The 21,436-nt window shown below is 42.3% G+C and carries 22 protein-coding genes and 1 tRNA gene; 10 read left to right on the forward strand and 13 right to left on the reverse strand.

Annotation, left to right across the window (positions count from 1 at the left end; all coding sequences use genetic code 11):
• Nucleotides 1-60 precede the first annotated feature (60 nt).
• Both rpiA and AC5WJX_RS03350 read left to right on the forward strand, forming a co-directional pair.
• The gene (gene rpiA / locus AC5WJX_RS03345; RefSeq protein ID WP_494483349.1) at nt 61-744 is read left to right on the forward strand and encodes a ribose-5-phosphate isomerase RpiA; all 684 of its coding nucleotides are present in this window, start codon (nt 61-63) and stop codon (nt 742-744) included.
• 21 nt (nt 745-765) lie between these two features.
• Nucleotides 766-1,584 (forward strand): NAD(P)H-binding protein, encoded by an 819-nt coding sequence (locus AC5WJX_RS03350; RefSeq protein WP_494483350.1) that lies wholly within the window; start codon nt 766-768, stop codon nt 1,582-1,584.
• Between the two features lie 55 nt (nt 1,585-1,639).
• Here AC5WJX_RS03350 and AC5WJX_RS03355 read toward each other — a convergent pair.
• Nucleotides 1,640-1,713 (reverse strand) — tRNA-Arg (locus AC5WJX_RS03355).
• A 73-nt stretch (nt 1,714-1,786) separates the two neighbouring features.
• Complete coding sequence (locus AC5WJX_RS03360; RefSeq protein WP_494483351.1) at nt 1,787-3,178, reverse strand: exonuclease domain-containing protein; 1,392 nt, start codon at nt 3,176-3,178, stop codon at nt 1,787-1,789.
• Nucleotides 3,179-3,304: 126 nt separating this feature from the next.
• Here AC5WJX_RS03360 and AC5WJX_RS03365 point away from each other — a divergent pair, with 126 nt between their 5' ends.
• Together AC5WJX_RS03365 and AC5WJX_RS03370 are read left to right on the forward strand one after the other, a co-directional pair.
• Nucleotides 3,305-3,667, forward strand: a complete 363-nt coding sequence (locus tag AC5WJX_RS03365; protein ID WP_494483352.1) for a response regulator transcription factor — start codon at nt 3,305-3,307, stop codon at nt 3,665-3,667.
• Nucleotides 3,668-3,794: 127 nt separating this feature from the next.
• Nucleotides 3,795-3,971, forward strand: coding sequence for a hypothetical protein (locus tag AC5WJX_RS03370; protein ID WP_494483353.1), 177 nt, complete (start codon nt 3,795-3,797; stop codon nt 3,969-3,971).
• 29 nt (nt 3,972-4,000) lie between these two features.
• On the opposite strand, the gene AC5WJX_RS03375 is transcribed toward AC5WJX_RS03370, so the two are convergent.
• From AC5WJX_RS03375 to trpS, 9 genes are all read right to left on the reverse strand, one after another.
• On the reverse strand, nt 4,001-5,272 hold the full coding sequence (locus tag AC5WJX_RS03375) for a nucleoside recognition domain-containing protein (RefSeq protein WP_494483354.1): 1,272 nt from the start codon (nt 5,270-5,272) through the stop codon (nt 4,001-4,003).
• 24 nt (nt 5,273-5,296) lie between these two features.
• A complete protein-coding gene (locus AC5WJX_RS03380; RefSeq protein ID WP_494483355.1) occupies nt 5,297-6,463 on the reverse strand; it encodes a M14 family zinc carboxypeptidase in 1,167 nt (388 codons plus the stop codon).
• Between the two features lie 62 nt (nt 6,464-6,525).
• Complete coding sequence (locus tag AC5WJX_RS03385; RefSeq protein ID WP_494483356.1) at nt 6,526-9,393, reverse strand: S9 family peptidase; 2,868 nt, start codon at nt 9,391-9,393, stop codon at nt 6,526-6,528.
• A 288-nt stretch (nt 9,394-9,681) separates the two neighbouring features.
• Entirely contained in the window at nt 9,682-11,493 is a 1,812-nt protein-coding gene (gene yidC / locus AC5WJX_RS03390) for a membrane protein insertase YidC (protein ID WP_494483357.1), read from the reverse strand.
• Between the two features lie 18 nt (nt 11,494-11,511).
• Nucleotides 11,512-13,128, reverse strand: a complete 1,617-nt coding sequence (gene pyrG, locus AC5WJX_RS03395; RefSeq protein WP_440429234.1) for a CTP synthase — start codon at nt 13,126-13,128, stop codon at nt 11,512-11,514.
• 169 nt (nt 13,129-13,297) lie between these two features.
• Entirely contained in the window at nt 13,298-13,840 is a 543-nt protein-coding gene (locus AC5WJX_RS03400; protein WP_494483358.1) for a hypothetical protein, read from the reverse strand.
• A gap of 26 nt (nt 13,841-13,866) precedes the next feature.
• A complete protein-coding gene (kdsB, locus tag AC5WJX_RS03405) occupies nt 13,867-14,601 on the reverse strand; it encodes a 3-deoxy-manno-octulosonate cytidylyltransferase (RefSeq protein ID WP_440429237.1) in 735 nt (244 codons plus the stop codon).
• Complete coding sequence (locus AC5WJX_RS03410; RefSeq protein WP_440429238.1) at nt 14,601-15,215, reverse strand: deoxynucleoside kinase; 615 nt, start codon at nt 15,213-15,215, stop codon at nt 14,601-14,603. The genes kdsB and AC5WJX_RS03410 overlap by 1 nt, the downstream gene beginning before the upstream one ends.
• 25 nt (nt 15,216-15,240) lie before the next feature.
• Nucleotides 15,241-16,239, reverse strand: a complete 999-nt coding sequence (gene trpS, locus AC5WJX_RS03415; protein ID WP_494483359.1) for a tryptophan--tRNA ligase — start codon at nt 16,237-16,239, stop codon at nt 15,241-15,243.
• 132 nt (nt 16,240-16,371) lie between these two features.
• Here trpS and AC5WJX_RS03420 point away from each other — a divergent pair, with 132 nt between their 5' ends.
• The 6 genes from AC5WJX_RS03420 (at nt 16,372) to AC5WJX_RS03445 (ending at nt 19,355) form a co-directional block, all read left to right on the forward strand.
• Complete coding sequence (locus AC5WJX_RS03420) at nt 16,372-17,097, forward strand: lysophospholipid acyltransferase family protein (protein ID WP_494483360.1); 726 nt, start codon at nt 16,372-16,374, stop codon at nt 17,095-17,097.
• Between the two features lie 5 nt (nt 17,098-17,102).
• On the forward strand, nt 17,103-17,393 hold the full coding sequence (gatC, locus tag AC5WJX_RS03425) for an Asp-tRNA(Asn)/Glu-tRNA(Gln) amidotransferase subunit GatC (RefSeq protein ID WP_494483361.1): 291 nt from the start codon (nt 17,103-17,105) through the stop codon (nt 17,391-17,393).
• A gap of 60 nt (nt 17,394-17,453) precedes the next feature.
• Nucleotides 17,454-18,209, forward strand: coding sequence for an ABC transporter ATP-binding protein (locus AC5WJX_RS03430; RefSeq protein WP_440429242.1), 756 nt, complete (start codon nt 17,454-17,456; stop codon nt 18,207-18,209).
• A gap of 5 nt (nt 18,210-18,214) precedes the next feature.
• On the forward strand, nt 18,215-18,763 hold the full coding sequence (locus AC5WJX_RS03435; protein WP_494483362.1) for a cob(I)yrinic acid a,c-diamide adenosyltransferase: 549 nt from the start codon (nt 18,215-18,217) through the stop codon (nt 18,761-18,763).
• An 87-nt stretch (nt 18,764-18,850) separates the two neighbouring features.
• Nucleotides 18,851-19,072 carry a DUF2795 domain-containing protein gene (locus tag AC5WJX_RS03440; RefSeq protein WP_008240955.1) on the forward strand — a complete coding sequence of 74 codons (222 nt, stop codon included), beginning with the start codon at nt 18,851-18,853 and terminating at the stop codon, nt 19,070-19,072.
• 124 nt (nt 19,073-19,196) lie between these two features.
• On the forward strand, nt 19,197-19,355 hold the full coding sequence (locus AC5WJX_RS03445; protein ID WP_440429244.1) for a lmo0937 family membrane protein: 159 nt from the start codon (nt 19,197-19,199) through the stop codon (nt 19,353-19,355).
• 30 nt (nt 19,356-19,385) lie between these two features.
• Here AC5WJX_RS03445 and AC5WJX_RS03450 read toward each other — a convergent pair whose 3' ends face one another.
• Together AC5WJX_RS03450 and queA are read right to left on the reverse strand one after the other, a co-directional pair.
• Nucleotides 19,386-20,066 carry a 2-C-methyl-D-erythritol 4-phosphate cytidylyltransferase gene (locus AC5WJX_RS03450; protein WP_494483363.1) on the reverse strand — a complete coding sequence of 227 codons (681 nt, stop codon included), beginning with the start codon at nt 20,064-20,066 and terminating at the stop codon, nt 19,386-19,388.
• Nucleotides 20,067-20,150: 84 nt separating this feature from the next.
• Nucleotides 20,151-21,200 (reverse strand): tRNA preQ1(34) S-adenosylmethionine ribosyltransferase-isomerase QueA, encoded by a 1,050-nt coding sequence (gene queA, locus AC5WJX_RS03455; protein WP_440429246.1) that lies wholly within the window; start codon nt 21,198-21,200, stop codon nt 20,151-20,153.
• Nucleotides 21,201-21,436 lie beyond the last annotated feature (236 nt).

Below are 21,436 nucleotides of genomic sequence, written 5' to 3' on the forward strand. Positions count from 1 at the left end.
ACCTAAAGGCCATTTTAGATGTGGCACAATCTTGGTATTTTATAATTAAACCCGTACAACTTGGAACAGCAATTATCTGACAAAGAAAAGGAAAAAAGAATAGCAGCACTCGAGGCGGTTAAGTTTGTGCAACCCGGAAGCATTGTAGGCTTAGGTACAGGTTCTTCAGCGTATTATGCCATTCAGCAGATCGCAGAACTTGTAAGGCAGGGTCTGCAGATTGAAGCTGTTGCAACATCTGAAAACACCGCCAGCCTTGCAGATAGTCTTGGCATACCACTGCTGGGCTTTGATGAAGTACACTCCATCGATATCACCATTGATGGGGCTGATGAATTCACCACAGATCTCAAGCTCATCAAAGGTGGGGGCGGAGCGCTGTTCCGGGAGAAAATTGTGGCTTCAATGACTAAACTGGAGATCATTATTGCAGATTCATCAAAGCTGGTTGACCAGTTGGGTGCTTTTACCGTTCCGATAGAGGTTGTTCCGCTCGCGGTGAATCATGTCATGAAAGAAGTAAAGCTACTGCATGGAAGTCCGGTGCTGCGGAAAAAAAGCGGGCATTTGTATATTACTGACAATGGGAATTACATCATTGATGCTGATTTTGGCTTGATCGAGGACCCAGAAAGTTTGTCGACATCCTTAAACAACATTGAGGGGCTGCTGGTACATGGTATTTTCCTAGATTTGGCTGCTAAAGTGATCATGGGGGATGGTGACCGGGTTGTATATTTCTAAAGGCATAGCAAATTAGATTAGATGAAAATTAGTATTCTCGGCTATGGTTGGTTTGGCAGTGCCTTAGGTAAGTCGTTGTTAGAAGATGGGCATGAAGTTCATGGTTCGGTAACCACTGAACAAAAGTTTGAAGCACTTCATAAGGCTGGCATACAAGCTAGCGTAATCAAACTCGGTGGCCCTGAACCACTCGACCCTGCGGCGGATTTCTGGGACTGTGATGCTTTAGTCATCGCTTCTAACGTGAGGCTGGTTGCGAATCCAAACTACATTGACGGCCTAAAACAGGTAATTGAAATTATTCTGTCTAAGAACATAAAGAAGACGATCCTCATAAGTTCCACAAGTGTTTTTGGAGATACCAGGCAGTCTGTGGATGAAAGTTCAAGCTGTGATCCAGAGACTGGCTCTGGAGAAATTTTGCTACAAATGGAGTCTTTATTACAGCAATTGCCCGACGGCCGGTCAACTGCATTACGCTTCGGCGGACTTGTTGGCCCAGGGCGGCACCCAGGAAGGTTTTTTGCCGGAAAAAAAAGTATAGCGAATGGCTTAGCTCCAGTTAATCTTATCCATCTTGATGATTGTATCGGTGTTACAAAACGTTTGCTGCACATGGAGCAGCTCCCAAGATGTCTGAATGCAGTTGGCCCTGATCATCCATCAAGGACAGCATTCTATACACTAGCAGCGGAGATGCAGGGCCTAGCAGTCCCGGAATTCATTCCTGAAAAGCTGGATTGGAAGATTGTGAGAAGCAGGTACAATGAAGAAATAGGCTATACATACCTGGTGAACGATTGGGAGAGTTGGCTCCGGTCTGGTAGCGGTTTGATTTAAAAGGTAAAAAGAAACCCCTGCAAACTAAATTGCAGGGGTTCTAACTAAGTATTCGTACACCCAACAGGATTCGAACCTGTGACCGACGGTTTAGAAAACCGTTGCTCTATCCAGCTGAGCTATGGGTGCCTATCCGCTTGGAGCGCCAAAGATAGAAGTTCGTTTGTACTTCAGCAAATCTAAAACGAAAATATCCGCTATTTTATTGATTTGCAGGCTCAAAATTTAGCATTATTCGTTTATTGGGGTGGCTTTCGGCATAGGAGAGGATCAGATTCACAATATAATCGTTAGATGGATAAGGATCCAAAGCAGACTTCAGCAAATCAAAGTCATTTACATCCGTGTGGTGAGAAACGTAGCCCATACCGTAAAACTTGCCTTTTTCAATCCACAGGCAACTTTGCTCATCTGCGTTGCGACCTTGATCAATCATGACAAAGGAGGGAAGCATGGCCGTAAGATGCTTTATAGCCTCCTGAACTCGCTGATTATATGTAGAGGGGCTTTCTTCACCAATACATGCACCGTTACAGTTCCCTTGCTCATGACCAGTACAGGCGGTACGATTTCGCTGGACAGAACATAGCTTCTCGCACAATTGAAAATCCTTTATCAAAGTTCTGAGTAGATTATGTCCATCTAATAGGCTGTTGAAACTATATAAGGAAGGACATTGCTTTTTGTACTTGTCAATACCAAGCCTTATGTAACCATTCTGATCCATATACTCATACAAGGCATACTTTTGTTCAAAGCGCTTCAGTGCACGATTATTTTCAGGCCAAAACTTTTTAATCTGTGTAGCCTCCAGAATAAACGCCATCAACTCGGTTCCGCAGATATCGTAATCGATATTATGTATATTTTTTAGGAACTCCTGCCGTTGCTTGCTGCTGCTGTTGCCACTAAAGTGAGAATAGACGCGCTTTTTAAGATTCTTTGCTTTTCCGATATAAATTATTTTGCCCTTCTGATCACGAAAATAATATACCCCTGGTTGGTCCGGGAGCCTATCAATATAATTTTTGGAGAGATGTGGAGGCAGTACCTGCTCCTTGGATGCTTTCTGTAAAGAGCGTAAAATATGATCCTCGCGGTCAGCAGTTAGGAGCATCCCGAAGAGTATGGCTGTAGCTGCAGCATCCCCCCCAGCACGGTGGCGGTTTTCCAGATTGATTTCAAGTGACTTGCACAGTTTGCCCAAACTGTAGGAGGCCAAACCAGGAAACAACTTCCGGCTTAGTCTTACCGTACATAATTTTTTACAGTTTAACGTAAAGCCACATGCAGCAAGCTGATGCCGGATGAAGGCATAGTCAAAATTAACATTATGCGCGACAAAAACTTTATCATGCAGTAAGTCAAAGATTTGTGGGGCTACTTCTGAGAATACAGGCGCATCTGCCACCATCTCGTTGCTTATACCCGTAAGCGCTTCAATATAGTTTGGAATGAATTGCTCAGGGTTAATCAGGGATTCCCATGTTTGGATGACCTCATTCCCTTCCATGATGTGGATGGAAATTTCAGTTATGCCATTTCCGGATGGATAGCCACCGGTTGTTTCGATATCTACAACGGCGTATTTCATGTTGTTTTTCGGAATAGATTGATGAGATAAAGATGCTAATAAAATTAGTAACATGTTAATTTATTCTATTATATGACATTATTGGCATACAAATCGCTTGACCTCAGTGAAATGAGGGTAAATGAAATGAGAAAAATACTGGCGGTAGATGATGATAATGATATACTCGATGTAATCAGAATCATCCTGGAGGACGAGGGTTACGAGGTTGCAACTTTAACGAATGGTAAGGATATCATAGATTCTATAACAAGCATAAGACCTGATCTGATATTATTGGACGTGATGCTGAGCGGCATGGACGGGCGAGAGATCTGTAAAACAATAAAAGCGGATGCACATTTTAATCTTATTCCAATTATTATGATTTCTGCGAGCCATAATCTGCAGAACTACAGTGCATTGCCTGGGCCTCCGAATGGCTTTATCCCAAAACCCTTTGACATTGATAAACTTGTCAATGTGGTAAACGGCCACTTCGCCGCTTAAGAAAAAAATATTTTAAACATTTATCAAACAGCTTTGTTTAGTATCAACTAACCGGATATAAGTTATGTTGAGCAACTATTTAAATCTGCAATTTGATTTAGCAGGAAAGCCTGTATCGGGCTTTTGCATGCAAATACACGATGATTTTCATGAAACCTATGCTGTTGTACTGGATGGGTATCATTCCTTCTGCGTATGGCTGGATGGGAATGCGAATTGGAAGTTCTCCAAGTACGCGAATATAGAGCCCGGTATTCTGGACAAGGTTATTAGCCAGCTAAAGGCACTCAAGCCGAGTAAATAACATTTTTTTTTTATTCATTTAATGCTTGCTTACCCGAAAAACAGGTAGGCTAGGCTGATTGCTGTGATTACCCCAACCAGATCTGCTAGTAACATGGCTCCAATGGCATAACGGGTATCTTTGACATTTACTGCACCAAAGTAAACCGCGATCACATAGAAGGTCGTGTCTGAGCTACCCTGCAGTATACTCGAAAGCCTTCCTGCAAAGGAGTCGGGTCCGTGGGTAGTCATGGTGTCTATCATCATTCCTCTTGCTCCACCACCGCTTAAGGGTCTGATCAGCGCCGTCGGAATCCCATCTATAAACCGAGAGTCTACATGAAAAAACAAACAAACCTGTTTCATTCCGTTGATGACTACATCAAAAGTGCCGCTTGTTCTTAGCAGGCTAATAGCGATAAGCATTCCGACTAGATAAGGGATAATACGGATTGCTGTGTCAAACCCACCTTTCGCCCCATCTACAAACGCATCGAAAACATCAATCTTTTTGTAAACTGCTCCCAAAACAATGATGAAGAAGATGAACAACAACAGACCGTTACTGAGTATTCCCGAAAAAGACTGAAGGCCTTCTGTACTGAGGGAAGTAAGGTAAAGTACCAATAAGGCAATGACACTTGATAGTCCCAGTACCCAAAGAAGAATTGCAGGAGCAAGTACATTAATTTTCTGCTTGAAAGACACGATCAGCATTGCGGCTATGGTTGCCACGAACGTTGCGATCATGCAGGGAATAAAGATCTCCGTAGGATTAGCTGCATTTAAGGAAGCCCGAATAGCGATGATACTGACCGGAATAAGCGTTAACCCCGAAGCATGCAGGCAAAGAAACATGATCTGTGCATTAGAGGCCCGTTCCTTATTTGGATTAAGTTCCTGAAGGCTTTCCATAGCTTTAAGTCCAAAAGGCGTAGCAGCGTTATCTAAGCCGAGCAGGTTGGCAGAAAAGTTCATCACCATATGGCCCGTTGCCGGGTGGCCTTTAGGCACGTCCGGGAAAAGCTTGGAGAAGAAGGGACCGATTATCCTCGAGAGTACCCTAATGCCTCCAGCTCGTTCTGCAATGCTCATGAAGCCCATAAAGAGCGCCATGATTCCGATCAGCTTCAAACAGATATTTACGGCAGTCCAGCAGGTCTCAATCACGCCGTCAACATGGAGTGGATTGCCCGGATCGTCGGCTTTCCCTACGATCATCCAATTGAAAATCTCTGATTGTCCAAGGAAAAAACACTTAATACACGCAACGAATATTGCAACAAGGATAAAGGCTGACCAGATTCTGCTTAATGCCATTTAATATTTGAAAGTTCTAAATTATTATTTTGATTGCAAAATCCCCTGTTTGAAGCTTAAAATAGTTTCGGTGCCATGTACGAGATCAAAGTCTGCAGGGCAATCGTAGACTATGTCACCATAGATTTGCATCTTGTCTGCCTGATACACTTGATGTGCGTTCATCGTACTAAGGTCACCAATATCTTCAATTGAGTAAAAACATTCGATGCTGTTCCCACCTGAGGTCGGGACAGGTTTGTAATTAATGCCAATGCTTGTACGTATGCCGCCATATAAAACATCGCAAATCAGAATATGAAACAACGATTTGGTGTTTTTTGGAATGCTCAGGTAATTATCTGTGGTATTTTGAAGGTAAGATGCTGAAAAAATTGCATTTAAACCCGCTAAAATCGCTGCAAAAACCATCTTGCGGACCTCCTGGCATTTCCGGTCACCGATTATACTGCCACCTTCTATCAATATGGTTGCAGTGCCTGCTTTCTGGAAGTTATCGCCAAATGCCCGCGGTTCAAAGGTATCATCAAACAAGCCGATTTTCCCAGGCAAAATGGCGAGAAGGCTGTCCTTTATACAGGCTATGACTTGCATTGCCCAACCACGGTTTTCATTCAGGCTGCCTGCCTCATTGAACGCGGGCGCTAGAAAGGATAATGCTGCTGGATATGTACTGTTTTTTAGGCCCCATAAGTTCGACTGGTCATGTAAGTTAAAACCAAAAGAGGGTTTAATCTTTTCATGCATGGCTTTGAGAACTTTTGCTTCAGGACTTGCTGCTCGCAAGTAGTCACGGTTGATGTCTATCTGCTGCGCATTTCTTCTGCTGAACCGTTCCGCACCATCCGGATTTACCATTGGTAGCAGGTAAAGCGTACAGGCGCTTAAAAGCCGGGTGCTAATAGGAGAACCAATTTGATGTTTAAGAAAATTCAGAAGGTCCATCAGCGCCATGGTACCGGTTGTTTCATCACCATGCATCTGGCTCCACAGGAAGACCTTACATGGACCAGTTCCAACCGTCAATAGACGTATTTCCCTGCCTTCAAGGGAGTGCCCTGCAAGCTCGGTGTTGAAATCTCCCGAATGTCGATCCAGTATTCGCATGAGATCCTGATGTTTAAAGAAACGATCTTCCAGGCCTGATTCCCTGAAGGAATCATATGATTCTAAGATTTCATCAATCTTCATATAAGGGTATAAAAAAGCCACTGCCGGAGGAGTCCGGCAGTGGCAAAGCTATAGATTTTAGTTTATGGTTTGGCGTCGGTGAGTTCAAAACCCCAGTTGATTCCCTTTTCTGTCGCGGGTACACCTGTCACCATCCACTGTGGTGCCTTCGCGCCTTTTAGATAGTGATCAAAGAACTGCTGTTCGCGGATCGAGATGTCCTTACGATTTTGTCGCTGCACCAGGTTGTGTGCTTCATTGTTGTAAACAAGCAACCAGGCAGGTTTTCCAAGTCTTCTCAGGCCAGCAAACATTTCAATGCCTTGATAGTAGGGCACAGCACCATCAGCATCATTGGCCATGATTGCAACTGGTGTATTTACTTTCGGAAGGTAGAACAGGGGAGAGTTCTCAATATAGAGCTCAGGTTTTTCCCATAAAGTAGCACCGATCCGGCTTTGTGTCTTCTCATACTGGAACTGTCTGTTCATGCCGCTTTCCCAACGCATTCCGCCGTAAGCAGAAGTCATGTTCACCACCGGAGCTCCCGCCCAGGCTGCAGCGTACATGTCGGTTTGTGTGATGAGGTATGCCACCTGATAACCACCCCAGCTTTGTCCCTGAATGCCGATTTTCGTGCCATCTACCCAGCTGTTCTTCTTCAGCGCTTCGACACCGGAGTTGATGAACTCCATGGCTGACTTACCCGGGTATCCAGTTTCATAGCTGATGTCTGGTGCAAATACCAGGTACTCATTACTAACGAAAAACGGTATGTTCAATCTTGAAGGCGTAGGGGCCGGTGCTTGATAGCTATATAACCCATCCGACAGTTTCTCATAAAAATACACGATCATTGGGTACTTCTTATTCGGATCAAAATTCTCCGGTTTATATAAGATACCTTCAGATTTATAGCCTTTTGGCGTTGTCCATTTAACCAACTCTGCGGTTCCCCAGTTATAGTTCTGCTGCTGCGGATTTGTTGCGCTTAGTTTAACTTCTGTTTTCAGGTCCAATGAGCTGAAAACATTCGGAGAATTGGTGTAGTTCGCTTTTTCATAAACCAGTCGATCTGCATCTTTAGCCTTAACAAGATCAGAAAACTTGAAAGGAGCCATCACAACCAAGTCAGGATCTTTGGTATTCCCTAGGTCTTTTCGGAAAAATCCATTCTCTTTAGTAATATTATTAAAGGCATCCAACCAACTTGTTCCTTTATTGATGAATTCCGCTTCGGAGTCAAGCTTCTGATAACGTAGTGTGATTTGATTTTTTCGCCCGTATCCGTTGGTTATGTTTTTTGGTGCTGACTTACCATCTGGATTGAAAGCCCATATATCGTACCGGTCATAAATGTAAACGGCTTTATCTTTTTCTGCCCAGCCAGCAAGCCCGTAGGATGATGGGTCTGCCGGAACATCATTCTCTTCATCAGCAAACTTCTCCTTTAGATCCTTATTCAGGTGTACGGTTATTCCATCAGCGATGTTGTAGCAGTACCAACCCGAGGTTCTTTTGTCAAAGTAAAGCACATAATTTCCATCAGGGGAGGCCATTACGTTACTGTTGATACCAGTCAAGATCTTTCTACGCTGGCCACTTTTTACATCAACTAAATACACATCACGGATGCTTTCTGCAGTCCATTGTGTTTGAATTCGGTTACCAACGTCAGTGGTTGCGAGTACAAACGCTGCATCTCCCTTTTTCAGCAGGCTTGCATCTGGCAGACTTTGATCTGTTAAAGGAACGATCTTCGGATCACTGTTGAAAATATCAATCACGGTCAGGTAGCTTCTTTTTAATTCCCTGTCGAGATTTTTAAGCTGCATAGGCTGCAGGTAGTCATCTTTGTAGCCCCAAATGTCCAGCTTAGCATGTTCGAAATCCACCAGTGTAGTGTCTTTTGGCTTTTTAACCGGGGCAATGCCAAAGAACAATTTGGTGGCGTCCTTACTGAAAGTTAGTTTCCCATCTGCACTTACGTTCCATTTTGCCGGCATACCAGGGATCTCATTATCTACAAGGATCTGCGCAGTATCAAGACTTAAGGCATTGTAATATACCTGGTAAGATTTGATTTCCTGCTTTTCAGGACCTGTTTCACCAACAAATGCAATCTGTTCGCCCTCTTCATCAAACACAAAGTTCTTGAAGGTACCTTTACCTTTAATCAAAGTTTTCAGTCCACCTTTTTCCGTATTGTATACAAACACGCCAGCAGGCGCTTCTTTGTCTTTCTTAGAACCGCTGCAGGTAAATACCAGCTGCTTTCCATTCTTGCTGAAGCTATAATCGGTTACGTATTTAAACGTCCTCGTGGCACCGGTTAGTAGATTTTTAAAAACAAGGTCAGTACCTTCAGTTTTTTTATCTGCTCCAGGTTTGTCGTCGTCCGCCAGCAAGTCAGCCATGTCGTTCTTTTTAACCGCTGGTGAAGGTACGGCAGCAGGTGCTTTAGGGCTAGCTGGGTTCACTTTCTTTGCGGTGTCTGGTTTTTCCAGGTGATAGGCCAGTAGTGCTGTTCCCTTTTCAGGTATCTGGAAAGACTTTACACGCGGCACTTTGCTGACTACTGCCGTGGTCAGATCAATATACCCCAGGGAATCCTTAGGCATCTCGTCTGCTTTTTTCTTTTTGATTTTGGCAGTTCTGGTTTCCTGAAACTGAGGTTTAATCAGAAAGGCAGCAAACTTCGTATCTGCACTGAACTTCACTGCTGTACCTCTTGGTACAACAATTTTCTGGTTTGTACTCATATTGCTGAAGTATTGCCGGGCATCACCTTCCTGTTGTGCAACATTGTAGGCGGTCCATATGCCGTTGTTGGAGATCTGCTTTGTAGCAATGCTTTCCCAGCTGTCATAAACCTGATGGTCCAATGGCTTTTTCTGTGCCAGGGCCAGGTTCACAATTAAAAGTAAAATAATGGTGATTGATTTCTGCATATTCAGATTGATTCGCTATTAATGTATAAAAATTGCAAATTCTTAAGATAATCAGCGCTCTGTATGTCAAATATTACAGAAAAAGCAGCGTTCAATTAAGGCATCATTGAAAAAAGATGTATTTACAAGAAGGTCCTTATGGAATTCCGAACACTTTTAATGGCCTGTCTGGTTTATTCGGTAAAATACCTGCTTTGAAAAAAGTTGCAGCTTATAGCGCAGCCTATATTCTACAGATACCTCTGCAAAGTAAATGCATAAAAAAAGCACCCCTTGGGGTGCTTCTAATTATTTAGTGTTCTTTCCTTGAACTTTCGCCTGCTGTTGCTGGCGCATGTACTCGTCTAAGCGAGCCTGGAATTTAGATTTCTTTCTTTTCTCTTCAGGCTTAGCTTTGTTCTCTTTAAGAATAGCATGAATCTTTTCATCATTCACCATAGACTTGATCAAAAATTGCTGACCGAAGGTTAACATGTTCGCCAGGAAGTAGTAGTAGTTCAAACCAGCAGGGTAGCTGTTTAACACTCCTAAGAATACAATCGGCATAATGTAACCAATGTATTTCATCTGACCTGTTGCACCCGAAACCTGGTTATTGAAGTAGGTAAAGATCAACGTAGAAATTGTCATTAACACACACATCAAACTCAAGTGATCCCCGATGAAAGGTAAAGTAAAGCCAAACTTAATGAACTCATCGTAAGTAGAAAGGTCCTGCATCCAAAGGAAGCTTTGTCCCCTCAATTCGAATAGATTCGGGAAGAAGAAGAAGAAGGCCATTACAATTGGTAACTGCAGCAACATCGGCAAACATCCGCCAAGTGGATTTACACCAACTTGTTTATACAGTTTCAGATATTCCTGCTGTAAAAGGGTAGGGTTATCCTCACCAACTTTTGCTTTGATCTCATCCATCTCTGGTTTAAGAATCCGCATCTTCGCCATGGAGATGTAAGACTTGTAGGTAAGTGGCGACAGTACCAGTTTCAGCAACACGGTTAATACCAGAATGATCAATCCATATCCCCATCCAAAACCTTCAAGGAAGTTAAATACAGGCAGTACAACAAAACGGTTAATGTATTTTAAAGGCCAATAGCCCATTTCAACAATCTTCTCAATGTCGTGACCTTGTTTTTGAAGTTCCGAGAATTTGTTGTTACCGAAGTAAAAGCTCATGCCATAGCTCTGAGCAGCCAACTGGTTAAAAGGGAGTTCCAGATTTGCAGCATACCATTTCACCTGTCCTGGCGCTGTTGTTACCTTTACCTCAACCTCACCTTTTGAGAAACCTTCTTTAGGAATCAATATGCCTGAAAAGAAGTGTTGTTTAAAAGCAACCCATTCAATCTTGCCTTCCGTTAATTCTTCTTTAACGTCTTTCGAGAAATTCAGGTGCTCTGGATTCTCATCTACATACTTGTAATAAGGTGCAGAATAAAGCTGTTCATTTGCAACTGACTTCTCTTGCTCCAAAAGAATAGCTTCCCAGTTCAGGGTAATCGCATTTCCTTGAACAAGCTGATTGAAGCCGTTTAAGTTGATGTTGAAGGTAACGTTGTTTGTATTCGGTTGAAGATCGTAGAAGTATTCCAGATACTTGTCACCATTATAATTTGCACGCATGGTAACACCAGTTCCATTCGTAGTAGAAGTAAAGTAAAGATCATTGGTATTTACAATCTTACCATTGATGTTCAATTTTAAACCGAACTTATTCTCATTTCCGGAGAATAACACCAATGGTTTTCCTTCGTAGGTTTTTTCATTTTTAACCTCTACAGACAAGATCTTACCACCTTTATTGGTAAGCGTAAGTTTTAACTTCTCGTTCTCAAGAACTGTAGTTTGCTCGGTACCGGTCAGGTTTGAGCCGAAGGGGCCCTTTAAAGCATTGGAGTCCGGTGTAACAGGTGCAGGTGCCTGCGCGGCAGCTGGCATTTTGGTAGTCGCAGCATTATTGCCGGTTCTTTTGAGTGAGTCAGCAGTAATTCTTTCAGCTTCCTTTTTCAATTCTGCCTCCGTTGGCTTGAAAAAGTAGAATGATCCTGCTAAAACAATCATGATCAGGAATAATCCTGTGAACGTATTTCTATCCATTATTGATTTTTAAACGAATTAATTGGTTTTTTTCTTCGCATACTCCATCGCAGCGGCGACAAATTTAATAAAAAGTGGATGCGGATTAGCAACTGTTGACTTTAATTCTGGGTGAAACTGTCCGCCAACAAAAAATGGATGATTTTTGAGCTCTACAATCTCCACCAGGCCGCTATCTGGATTAATACCCGAAGCAATCATACCTGCTTCTTCGTACTGCTTTAAATATTGGTTATTAAATTCAAAACGGTGACGGTGTCTCTCCGTAATATGGGCTTTTCCATAAGCTGCAAAAGCTTTTGTGCCTTTTTTGATGTCACATGGATAAGATCCCAGACGCATGGTACCACCTTTATTGGTGATGTTCTTCTGATCTTCCATCATGTTGATTACAGGGTATTCAGTGTTTTCATCGATCTCCGTCGTGTTCGCATTTTTCAATCCGATCACATTTCTACCATATTCAATCACCGCACATTGCATACCCAGGCAGATGCCGAAGAATGGTACATTATTCTCCCGGACGTACTGGATGGCATCGATCTTTCCTTCAATACCTCTGCTACCAAAACCTGGCGCTACCAAAACACCATGTAGATGTCCTAAGGCATCTTTAGCATTCTCAGGCTCAATGCCTTCTGAATGTATGTACTCAACTTTTACTTTACATTCATTTTTAGAACCTGCATGTATAAACGCTTCTATGATGGACTTGTAAGCATCCGGTAACTCTACATATTTACCGATCAAACCAATCTTAACTTCTGAGGTCGGATTCTTAAGTCGGCCAAGGAAATCTTTCCAAAGATCCAGGTTCGGCTCGCTTTTGCTTGGAAGTTTTAGTTTGCTTAAAACAATTTTGTCGAGCTGCTCTTTAAGCATCAACAATGGTACGTCGTAAATGGTAGATGCATCAATGGATTCAATAACTGCATTTACGTTTACGTTACAGAACAATGCAATTTTTTTGCGGATGTCTGCACCAATATGATGTTCAGTACGGCAAACCAAGATATCTGGCTGTATACCATACTCTAATAAAGCTTTAACAGAGTGTTGCGTAGGCTTTGTTTTCAATTCACCTGCTGCTGCAAGGAAAGGTATAAGCGTAAGATGAATAACAATAGCATTGTTTGAGCCAGCTTCCCATTTAAACTGTCTTACCGCTTCAATGAACGGCAATGACTCGATGTCCCCAACTGTACCACCCAGCTCTGTGATCACGATATCAAACTCGCCACTTTCACCAAGAATCCTCATATTACGTTTAATTTCATCGGTAATATGTGGTACAACTTGCACGGTTTTTCCAAGATATTCACCTTTACGTTCTTTGTTGATCACGTTTTGGTAAATACGACCTGTGGTAATGTTATTCGCTTGTGAGGTAGGTCTGTTTAGAAAGCGTTCGTAGTGCCCAAGGTCTAAATCTGTTTCGGCACCATCTTCAGTCACATAGCATTCGCCATGCTCATAAGGGTTTAAGGTTCCTGGGTCAATGTTAATGTAAGGATCAAATTTTTGGATGGTTACATTATAACCCCGTGCTTGTAAAAGTTTGGCAAGTGATGCGGAAATGATGCCCTTCCCTAGAGAGGAAGTAACACCGCCCGTAACAAAAATATACTTTGTCATAGTGTTGAGTTGGAAAAAGAGCTTTTAGCGCCTTTTTAATTGTTTTTGTACGGGATACAAAGCTAACAATTTTAACTAAACCGGGCGTTTATCTTTTGTAAAAATGAATTGCAGCAGGCAGGTGAGTGCGCTATATCATAGATGAGCCATTGAAGCTCAGCAGCTTATTTTAGCAACATTTGTAGTAGATCTTTACCTTCTGCTCCCGGTTGGACCAGGCAATATAGACCTTGTTTTCCTGTCCGAGGCGATACATAAATCCATTAAGACCTGACTGCTTCAACTCCGCATAAAAAGCTTTGTCAGGAACAAACTGATCCGGCTCTTCTGATTCGGTAACCGCTGGCTCCAGAAAGTTGTCTTCTTCGAAGAACATATCAAATTCCTGTTTCATGAAAGCAAGCTGCTTATCTTCTTTCTTTAAATCAACGCTCTGCTTGTAATGATCTATGAGCGTTTTCGCTTCTAAATTCTGAGCATAAATTTGCTTTCCACCATGAGCGATAATACTGAACTTAAGCATCATATTCTTTGGCTTGTCGCCCGTCAATACCACTCTGAACGTGTCAGCCTGTTCCAGGTCGCTGAAGGGTTTAGTTACTTGCTTAACTTGCTCATGCACTTCAACTTTTCGTGTGTTAGATTTAGGATCGCTTGAACAGCTTGCCAAGGAAAGTACACCGATAAATACCAAGAGAATTTTCAGCTTCATAGTTGAGTTAGTATTGTCTGCAACCCTTAAGAAAGGGTCTTTATTCTAAGTAGATCTTCCGGAGCATCTACAGCAATGGTCTCCAAGGTTGTTGTTTTCGTCTGAATGGTGTAACCATTTTCTACCCAGCGAAGTTGTTCCAGACTTTCTGCAAGTTCTAAAGATGAGGGTTCCAATTTGGTAATCTCCAGCAGGGTGGCCGCGGTGTAACCATATATCCCAATATGCTTGTAGTAAATCTGCTCCTCGAGCCATTGTTCCTTTTCTTTTCCCCGGACGAATGGAATGGTCTGGCGGCTAAAATAAACCGCTTCCCCTGAGGCGTTAAGTACAACCTTAGGAATGTTGGTGTTAAGAAGCTCTTCGTTGCTGTGGATCTGTTTAACCAGGGTTGCAAGCTGCACCGTACTTGCATCAAAGCAAGAAATTAAAAGGTCGATCTGTGCAGGATCAATATAAGGCTCATCCCCCTGAATATTAATGACCACGTCAAAGCCGGATTCCTTACGAATAACTTCTGCACAGCGGTCCGTGCCACTTTGATGGGCTGCACTAGTAAGATGAAACCGACCTCCAAAAGCATTTACTTCATCGGCTATTCGGACATCATCAGTTGCTACGATCACAGCATCCAAACGTGTTGACTTCGATGCCTGCTCGTATACCCGCTGAATCATACTCTTGCCATCTATTTGCACCAGGGGTTTCCCTGGAAATCTGCTGGAGCCATATCTGGCAGGTATAATTCCTATAATCTTCATTAAAATAATCCGTGAATTTCTGCTTCTATTTTTTCTATAACAACCCCTAAGTCTTCCGGATTGTTTGTGAAATCAAGTTTGTCTTTATCCAAAATCAGCAGTTTGCCTGCACTATAGCCTTTTATCCAGTTTTCGTATTTCTCGTTCAATTTTGATAGATAGTCAATCCGGATGCTTGCTTCATACTCGCGACCTCTGCGTTGAATGTTATTCACCAGGGTCGGTACAGAAGCCTTCAAATATACCAGCAAGTCTGGTGGTTTGATGAATGAGGTAATGTTGTCGAAGATTGCACGATAGTTATTATAATCACGGGTGGTCATGAGCCCCATGTCATGCAAGTTCTCTGCAAAGATATAGGCATCTTCATAAATCGTGCGATCCTGAATTACATTCCTGGTGGAGTTTTGAATGTCTACGATCTGCTGAAAACGGCTGTTTAGAAAGTAGATCTGAAGATTGAAGCTCCAACGTTTCATATCGCTATAGAAATCTTCCAGGTATGGGTTATTGTCTACAGCCTCATACAAGGCTTCCCATTGATAATTTTTGGCAAGCAGTCCTGTAAGGGTTGTTTTTCCGGCACCGATGTTTCCGACAATTGCGATATGCATGTATTTTGTAGTTTATATGTTTGTATTAGAAAGGCTTAAAGCCAATTAGCGATCTAACTTCTTTAAGTGTCTTTTGTGCGCTTTCTCTCGCTTTAAGTGCACCATGTCTGGCAACCTGGCGCAGATAGGAAGTATCTTTTGCGATGTCTTCGATCTTCTCTCTGATTGGCGTATTGAAAACAATCATGTCTTCAGCCAGTTGTTTTTTAAAGTCGCCGTATCGAATTGCACATTTGTTATACTGCTCATCAAAGAAGTTTACCGTATCGGCTGCTGAAACGATCTTCATCAAATTGAAAAGGTTCTCAATAGCTTCGGGCTTCTGCTGATTTTCTTCGGTTGGGCCGCCATCGGTAACAGCTTTAGACACCTTTTTACGGATCACCTCCGGACTATCGGAAAGGTAAATACAGTTTGCATCACCTTCAGATTTGCCCATTTTGCCTTTTCCATCTAATCCAGGTACTTTAACCAGGTTTTCAGAATAACTGAATGCAAATGCTTCAGGGAAGGTTTCTGCATTGTAAAGGCGGTTGAAGCGATTACCAAACGTTCTGGTCATCTCCAGGTGCTGCTCCTGATCTTTTCCAACGGGCACTTTAGTGGCCTTGTGGATCAAGATATCGGCGGCCATCAAGGTAGGATAGGTCAGCAAGCCTGCATTAACATTATCCGGCTGGGATCTGACTTTATCTTTGAAAGAGGTGCTGCGCTCCAGCTCACCCAAGTATGCATTCATATTCAGGTACAGGTAAAGCTCTGCTACTTCCGGTACGTCGCTTTGAATGTAAATAGTAGATTCTTCCGGGTTAATGCCGCAAGCCAGATATTCTACAAGCACGTGTTTTACATAACCATGCAGATCCCCCGGCGTCGGATGTGTAGTTAGAGAGTGTAGGTCAGCAATAAAAAAGTAACAATTGTAATCATGCTGCATCTTTACAAAGTTCGTAACTGCTCCAAAATAATTACCCAGGTGCAATTTACCTGTCGGGCGAATCCCACTAACTACCGTTTCTTTCATGGGGCCGAAATTAATAAAAAAGGGCAATTCAATTCAGTATTATTCGATTTTTGACTTAACACAGGGTATTCGAATTCGAAATCAGGTATACCGCAGGGCCTCTTAATTGAATTATTTTCTACTTTTGATTTGATGTTTAAACTGTTAAGACGCTGTCACCGCATTTATTTCCTTTTTATTATCTCTGTTTTTTCCATCCTTTTCTTTCCACTTTACTGGTTGGCATCAAGAAGGCCTGAATGGTATGATGTACTGAACAAACTCCGCGTTTATCATAGCAAGATCTGCAGCATGCTTGGGGGCATCCGTTTTAAATACAAATTTGAGGTCCCATTAAATCCAGAACAGCATTATATCTATTGCGCTAACCATAGTTCAAATCTCGACATCATGATCCTCTGCATGCTGGCACATGGACGCTTCCATTTCATGGGCAAAGCAGAGCTGGAAAACAACCTGGTTCTGGGCATCTTCTTCAGAACTATAGACATTCCTGTTAATCGCGACAGCAAGATCTCTGCGTTTCGTGCCTTCAAAAGAGCAGGAGAGAACCTGCAAAATGGAATGAGTTTATTGATCTTTCCAGAAGGAGGCATTCAGGATGAATATTATCCACCGAAGTTAATGCCTTTTAAAAATGGCCCCTTTCGTTTAGCGATCGAAAAGCAGGTGCCAATAGTTCCAATAAGCATCATCAACGCCTGGGATCTCATTTGGGATGATGGTTCACGCTATGGAAGCCGACCAGGTATTTGTGATATTTATGTTCATAAGCCTATCTTTACAGATAACCTTGCTTTGAAGGAAGATGAACTGTTAAAGGAAAAGGTTTTCAACACGATAAACAGTAAATTATAAATGCGATGAACATCAACGAAGAAACCATATATAAAGTAGCTAACCTCGCCAGAATTGAGATTAAGGAACAGGAAGTGCCTGGCTTAATCAATGAGATGAGTAAGATCTTAACTTTCATGGAGCAGTTAAATGCATTGGATACGACTGAAGTTGAGCCATTGGTGTATATGAATGAAACCCACAATGTTTGGAGGGAAGACGTTGCCAAGGCTGAGCTGCCGGTGGAGGAGGCATTGAAAAATGCCGCTGAGCACAATGACAGGTTCTTTATGGTGCCGAAAATTATAGAAAAGTAAAGCCCGGTGTAACATATCGGCAAGTACAACAGTCTTAACCCAAAAACTAAAAGCTTCTCTATGGAAACTCCATTAATCGTCATCAAAGATATCGGTCGTAAATATGTAATAGGCGCTGAAGTTATTCATGCGCTAAAATCAGTGTCACTGGATATCTACAAAGGCGAATTTGTTGCATTAATGGGGCCCTCTGGTTCTGGTAAATCCACCTTAATGAATATCCTGGGTTGTCTGGATACCCCAACTAAGGGTGACTATATCCTGAACGGCACGAATGTGAGCCACATGTCGGATAATGAACTTGCAGAAGTTCGAAATAAAGAAATTGGTTTCGTGTTTCAGACTTTCAACTTGCTGCCGCGATCCACATCATTAGATAACGTAGCGCTTCCGCTAATCTATGCAGGTGCAAATAAACAGGAGCGAGACCGCCGTGCTACTGCAGCGCTTGAGAATGTTGGATTGGGTCACCGTGTCACCCACAAGCCCAACGAGCTTTCCGGGGGGCAGCGTCAACGTGTTGCTGTTGCACGTGCCTTGATCAACAATCCTTCGATTATCCTGGCCGATGAGCCTACAGGTAACCTGGACACGAAGACCTCCATCGAGATCATGGGACTTCTGGAAGAAATTCACAGCAAAGGAAACACCATTATCCTGGTTACGCACGAAGAGGATATTGCGCAGCATGCACACCGGATTGTGCGTATGCGTGACGGCCTGATTGAAAACGATTATTTAAATACAGACATTAAAACGGTATCCCCAAGATTATCTAAATTGCAGGCGTCGGGTGACGATTTTGAACAAATTTGATAATCATGAAGATTTACACTAAAACAGGTGATAAAGGTCTTACTTCCCTTATCGGGGGAACACGCGTGCCCAAGTACCACTTGCGAATCGAATGCTATGGTACCGTAGATGAGCTAAATTCCTATATCGGACTAATCCGATGCCAGGAAATCGGTGTTCATGAGTCAAATATTCTTAAGGAGATTCAGGACAGGTTATTTACGATCGGAGCTGAGCTTGCCGCCGATCCGGAGCGTTCAAAAAAGAAGCTCCCTGATCTTAACCTTGAAGACATTTCCGTTCTTGAGCAGGAGATGGATCTTATGAATGAAACCTTACCGCAACTTACCCATTTCATACTTCCTGGCGGTAATACTACAGTGTCCTTTTGCCATGTTGCTCGTTGCATTTGCCGCCGGGCAGAACGGCTTGCAGTGCACCTGGCTACGGAAAGTCAAGTAAATGAAAATATTCTGATCTATTTAAACCGCCTAAGTGATTACTTGTTTGTACTTTCAAGAAAAGTAAATTATAATGCCGGAGCACCAGAAAATATATGGATTCCGAGAATGTAGCGTTATAGGAAAAAATAGTTTGTTCTTATGAACAATTTTATTATACTTTTGCGGAAATTAATAATTTGTATATAAAAATCGAATAATATGTATTGGACACTAGAACTAGCATCGCATTTGGAAGACGCTCCATGGCCTGCAACAAAAGACGAATTAATTGATTACGGTATAAGATCAGGTGCACCAGTTGAGGTAATCGAAAATCTACAAGCCCTTGAGGATGACGGCGAACCTTATGAAACCATTGAAGAGATTTGGCCTGATTACCCTACAAAGGATGACTTTTTCTTTAACGAAGACGAATATTAACATACAGACACATAATTAGCCTTGAACATCAAGGCTTTTTTTTTTGGAACGAAGATTGTAATAGAACTGTCAGCAGCTCAACCAGCTGGAAAAAATATTACAACCTAACTAAAAATTAAAAATTATGGGAAATCTACTCTATTTAGTAGCCGTAGTACTAGTGATACTATGGATTATTGGCTTCTTCTTTAACGGTTTTGGCGATGTAGGTGGCTTGATCCACATCTTATTGGTAATTGCAGTTATTGCGATCATTTTGAAGTTAATCAATAGAGCAACCTAGTAACTAGCAAAAGATATTAAAGGCTTCTGATTATTCAGAAGCCTTTTTTGTTAGATAGTATTTCGCAATTTCCATATCCTCCTTAAAGGTGATCTTGATGTTGCTCCGTTCCCCTTCAATCAGGTGGATCTCAGTTCCCATGCGTTCTACTACAGAGGCATCATCTGTGAAGTCGTTGCGATATGGTTGGTGGTAAGCCTTCTTAAGCAGCTTACTTTCAAAGGCCTGCGGGGTTTGAATAAGGGCAACCATGTTCCGGTTAATTGCTTCTGAACGGCCATTAACATCGATTCTTCTAATCGAATCTGTAGGTTGTACACCCACAACTGCATTACCTTTTTCTCCTGCAGCTTCAAAACATCTACGTATAAGTTCCGGCGAGATCAATGGCCGGACGGCGTCGTGTACAGCGACGATGCCATTCCCAGTGATAGCCTTCAAACCATTGCTTACCGAATGAAATCTCTCCTGGCCGCCACTCACCAGTTGATGTGGAATGTCAAAGTTATATTCTTTACATAGACGCTCCCAGTATTGGTGCTGATGGATGTTTAGGACAAGGATGATCTCCGGATTTAACGTGCAGGCAGCGAAAGCTGCTATGGTATGCATCAGGATCGGCTTGCCATGAAGTAGTAAAAACTGCTTTGGCAGCTCGGCATTCATTCTGGTGCCGGAGCCACCAGCGACGATAATTGCGAAATATTTCATCTAAATAGGGCATGATACAAAAAATGGGAGACCTTAACCTGTCGGTTTAAATCTCCCATTTCAGGATTTTGATAAATTAATGTCTTAAATAATCAACATTGCATCACCGTAGCTATAGAAGCGATATTTTTCTTTTAGGGCTACTTCATATGCATTTCTAACGTTTTCAAATCCTCCAAATGCACTTACCATCATCAATAGCGTAGATTCTGGTGTGTGGAAGTTTGTGATCATCGCGTTAGCGATGTTGAACTCGTAGGGTGGGAAAATAAACTTGCTGGTCCAGTCATTAGCGGCTTTCAATGTCCTTGCAGATGATACCGCAGACTCGATGGCACGCATGGATGTAGTTCCAACAGCACAAATTTTCTTTTTACGCTCGATACCCTGATTTACGATGTCAGCGTCTTTCTGTGAAATGATGAACTGTTCAGAGTCCATTTTGTGTTTGGTTAAATCTTCAACCTCAACGGTTCTGAACGTACCAAGACCAATATGAAGCGTCACTTCAGCGAAATTGACACCCTTAAGTTCCAGACGTTTCATCAACTCGCGGCTAAAATGCAGACCTGCGGTAGGAGCAGCAACAGCACCTTCATGTTTAGCGAAGATGGTCTGGTAACGCTCTTTATCCTGTGCAGTAGCTTTACGTTTGATGTATTTAGGTAGTGGTGTTTCTCCGAGAATTTCGATGTTCTTCCTGAACTCTTCGTCAGTACCATCAAACAAGAAACGGATGGTACGGCCACGGGATGTAGTATTGTCAACAACCTCTGCAACCAAAAGATCATCATCGCCAAAATATAATTTGTTACCTACGCGGATCTTACGAGCTGGATCAACAAGAACGTCCCATAATCTTAACTCTTTATTTAATTCACGTAGTAAAAATACTTCAATGGTTGCACCTGTTTTTTCCTTATTACCATACAGACGTGCTGGGAAAACTTTGGTGTTGTTTAAAATCATTACATCCTGGTCATCAAAATAGTCCAAAACATCCTTAAAGATCTTGTGTTCAATTTTGCCACTATCTTTATGTAAAACCATTAAACGAGCCTCATCACGTTGGTCGGAAGGCGTACTGGCAACTAATGATTCGGGTAAATTAAACTTAAATTGTGATAACTTCATGTTTCGATGTACTAATTAAAGGCGCAAAAATACGAAAATAATTTCATTAGAATTGATATATTTTTTGTAAGCGCACAACTTTTAGACCATTCCAAACCTGTTTTCAGCGATATGACAGCCAGCTAACATGCCTGGCCTTGACAAGGGGTTAACCAGGTCTTCACCTGGCTTTAGCCTTGTCAACCCCTTGTCAACCCCCTGTTAACCCCTTGTCAACGCCTTGTTAATCTTCCAAA

The organism is Pedobacter sp. NEAU-ZC8 (assembly GCF_059278965.1).

Bases quoted from the DNA above. Each gene is read 5' to 3' on its own strand.
- AC5WJX_RS03445 (WP_440429244.1), top strand. From the start codon at position 19,197: ATGGGAAATCTACTCTATTTAGTAGCCGTAGTACTAGTGATACTATGG.
- AC5WJX_RS03440 (WP_008240955.1), top strand. From the start codon at position 18,851: ATGTATTGGACACTAGAACTAGCATCGCATTTGGAAGACGCTCCATGG.
- AC5WJX_RS03365 (WP_494483352.1), top strand. From the start codon at position 3,305: ATGAGAAAAATACTGGCGGTAGATGATGATAATGATATACTCGATGTA.
- kdsB (WP_440429237.1), bottom strand. From the start codon at position 14,601: ATGAAGATTATAGGAATTATACCTGCCAGATATGGCTCCAGCAGATTT.
- AC5WJX_RS03375 (WP_494483354.1), bottom strand. From the start codon at position 5,272: ATGGCATTAAGCAGAATCTGGTCAGCCTTTATCCTTGTTGCAATATTC.
- AC5WJX_RS03400 (WP_494483358.1), bottom strand. From the start codon at position 13,840: ATGAAGCTGAAAATTCTCTTGGTATTTATCGGTGTACTTTCCTTGGCA.
- AC5WJX_RS03435 (WP_494483362.1), top strand. From the start codon at position 18,215: ATGAAGATTTACACTAAAACAGGTGATAAAGGTCTTACTTCCCTTATC.
- AC5WJX_RS03350 (WP_494483350.1), top strand. From the start codon at position 766: ATGAAAATTAGTATTCTCGGCTATGGTTGGTTTGGCAGTGCCTTAGGT.
- AC5WJX_RS03430 (WP_440429242.1), top strand. From the start codon at position 17,454: ATGGAAACTCCATTAATCGTCATCAAAGATATCGGTCGTAAATATGTA.
- queA (WP_440429246.1), bottom strand. From the start codon at position 21,200: ATGAAGTTATCACAATTTAAGTTTAATTTACCCGAATCATTAGTTGCC.
- AC5WJX_RS03360 (WP_494483351.1), bottom strand. From the start codon at position 3,178: ATGAAATACGCCGTTGTAGATATCGAAACAACCGGTGGCTATCCATCC.
- AC5WJX_RS03385 (WP_494483356.1), bottom strand. From the start codon at position 9,393: ATGCAGAAATCAATCACCATTATTTTACTTTTAATTGTGAACCTGGCC.
- yidC (WP_494483357.1), bottom strand. From the start codon at position 11,493: ATGGATAGAAATACGTTCACAGGATTATTCCTGATCATGATTGTTTTA.
- gatC (WP_494483361.1), top strand. From the start codon at position 17,103: ATGAACATCAACGAAGAAACCATATATAAAGTAGCTAACCTCGCCAGA.
- AC5WJX_RS03450 (WP_494483363.1), bottom strand. From the start codon at position 20,066: ATGAAATATTTCGCAATTATCGTCGCTGGTGGCTCCGGCACCAGAATG.
- trpS (WP_494483359.1), bottom strand. From the start codon at position 16,239: ATGAAAGAAACGGTAGTTAGTGGGATTCGCCCGACAGGTAAATTGCAC.
- AC5WJX_RS03420 (WP_494483360.1), top strand. From the start codon at position 16,372: ATGTTTAAACTGTTAAGACGCTGTCACCGCATTTATTTCCTTTTTATT.
- pyrG (WP_440429234.1), bottom strand. From the start codon at position 13,128: ATGACAAAGTATATTTTTGTTACGGGCGGTGTTACTTCCTCTCTAGGG.
- AC5WJX_RS03370 (WP_494483353.1), top strand. From the start codon at position 3,795: ATGCAAATACACGATGATTTTCATGAAACCTATGCTGTTGTACTGGAT.
- AC5WJX_RS03380 (WP_494483355.1), bottom strand. From the start codon at position 6,463: ATGAAGATTGATGAAATCTTAGAATCATATGATTCCTTCAGGGAATCA.
- AC5WJX_RS03410 (WP_440429238.1), bottom strand. From the start codon at position 15,215: ATGCATATCGCAATTGTCGGAAACATCGGTGCCGGAAAAACAACCCTT.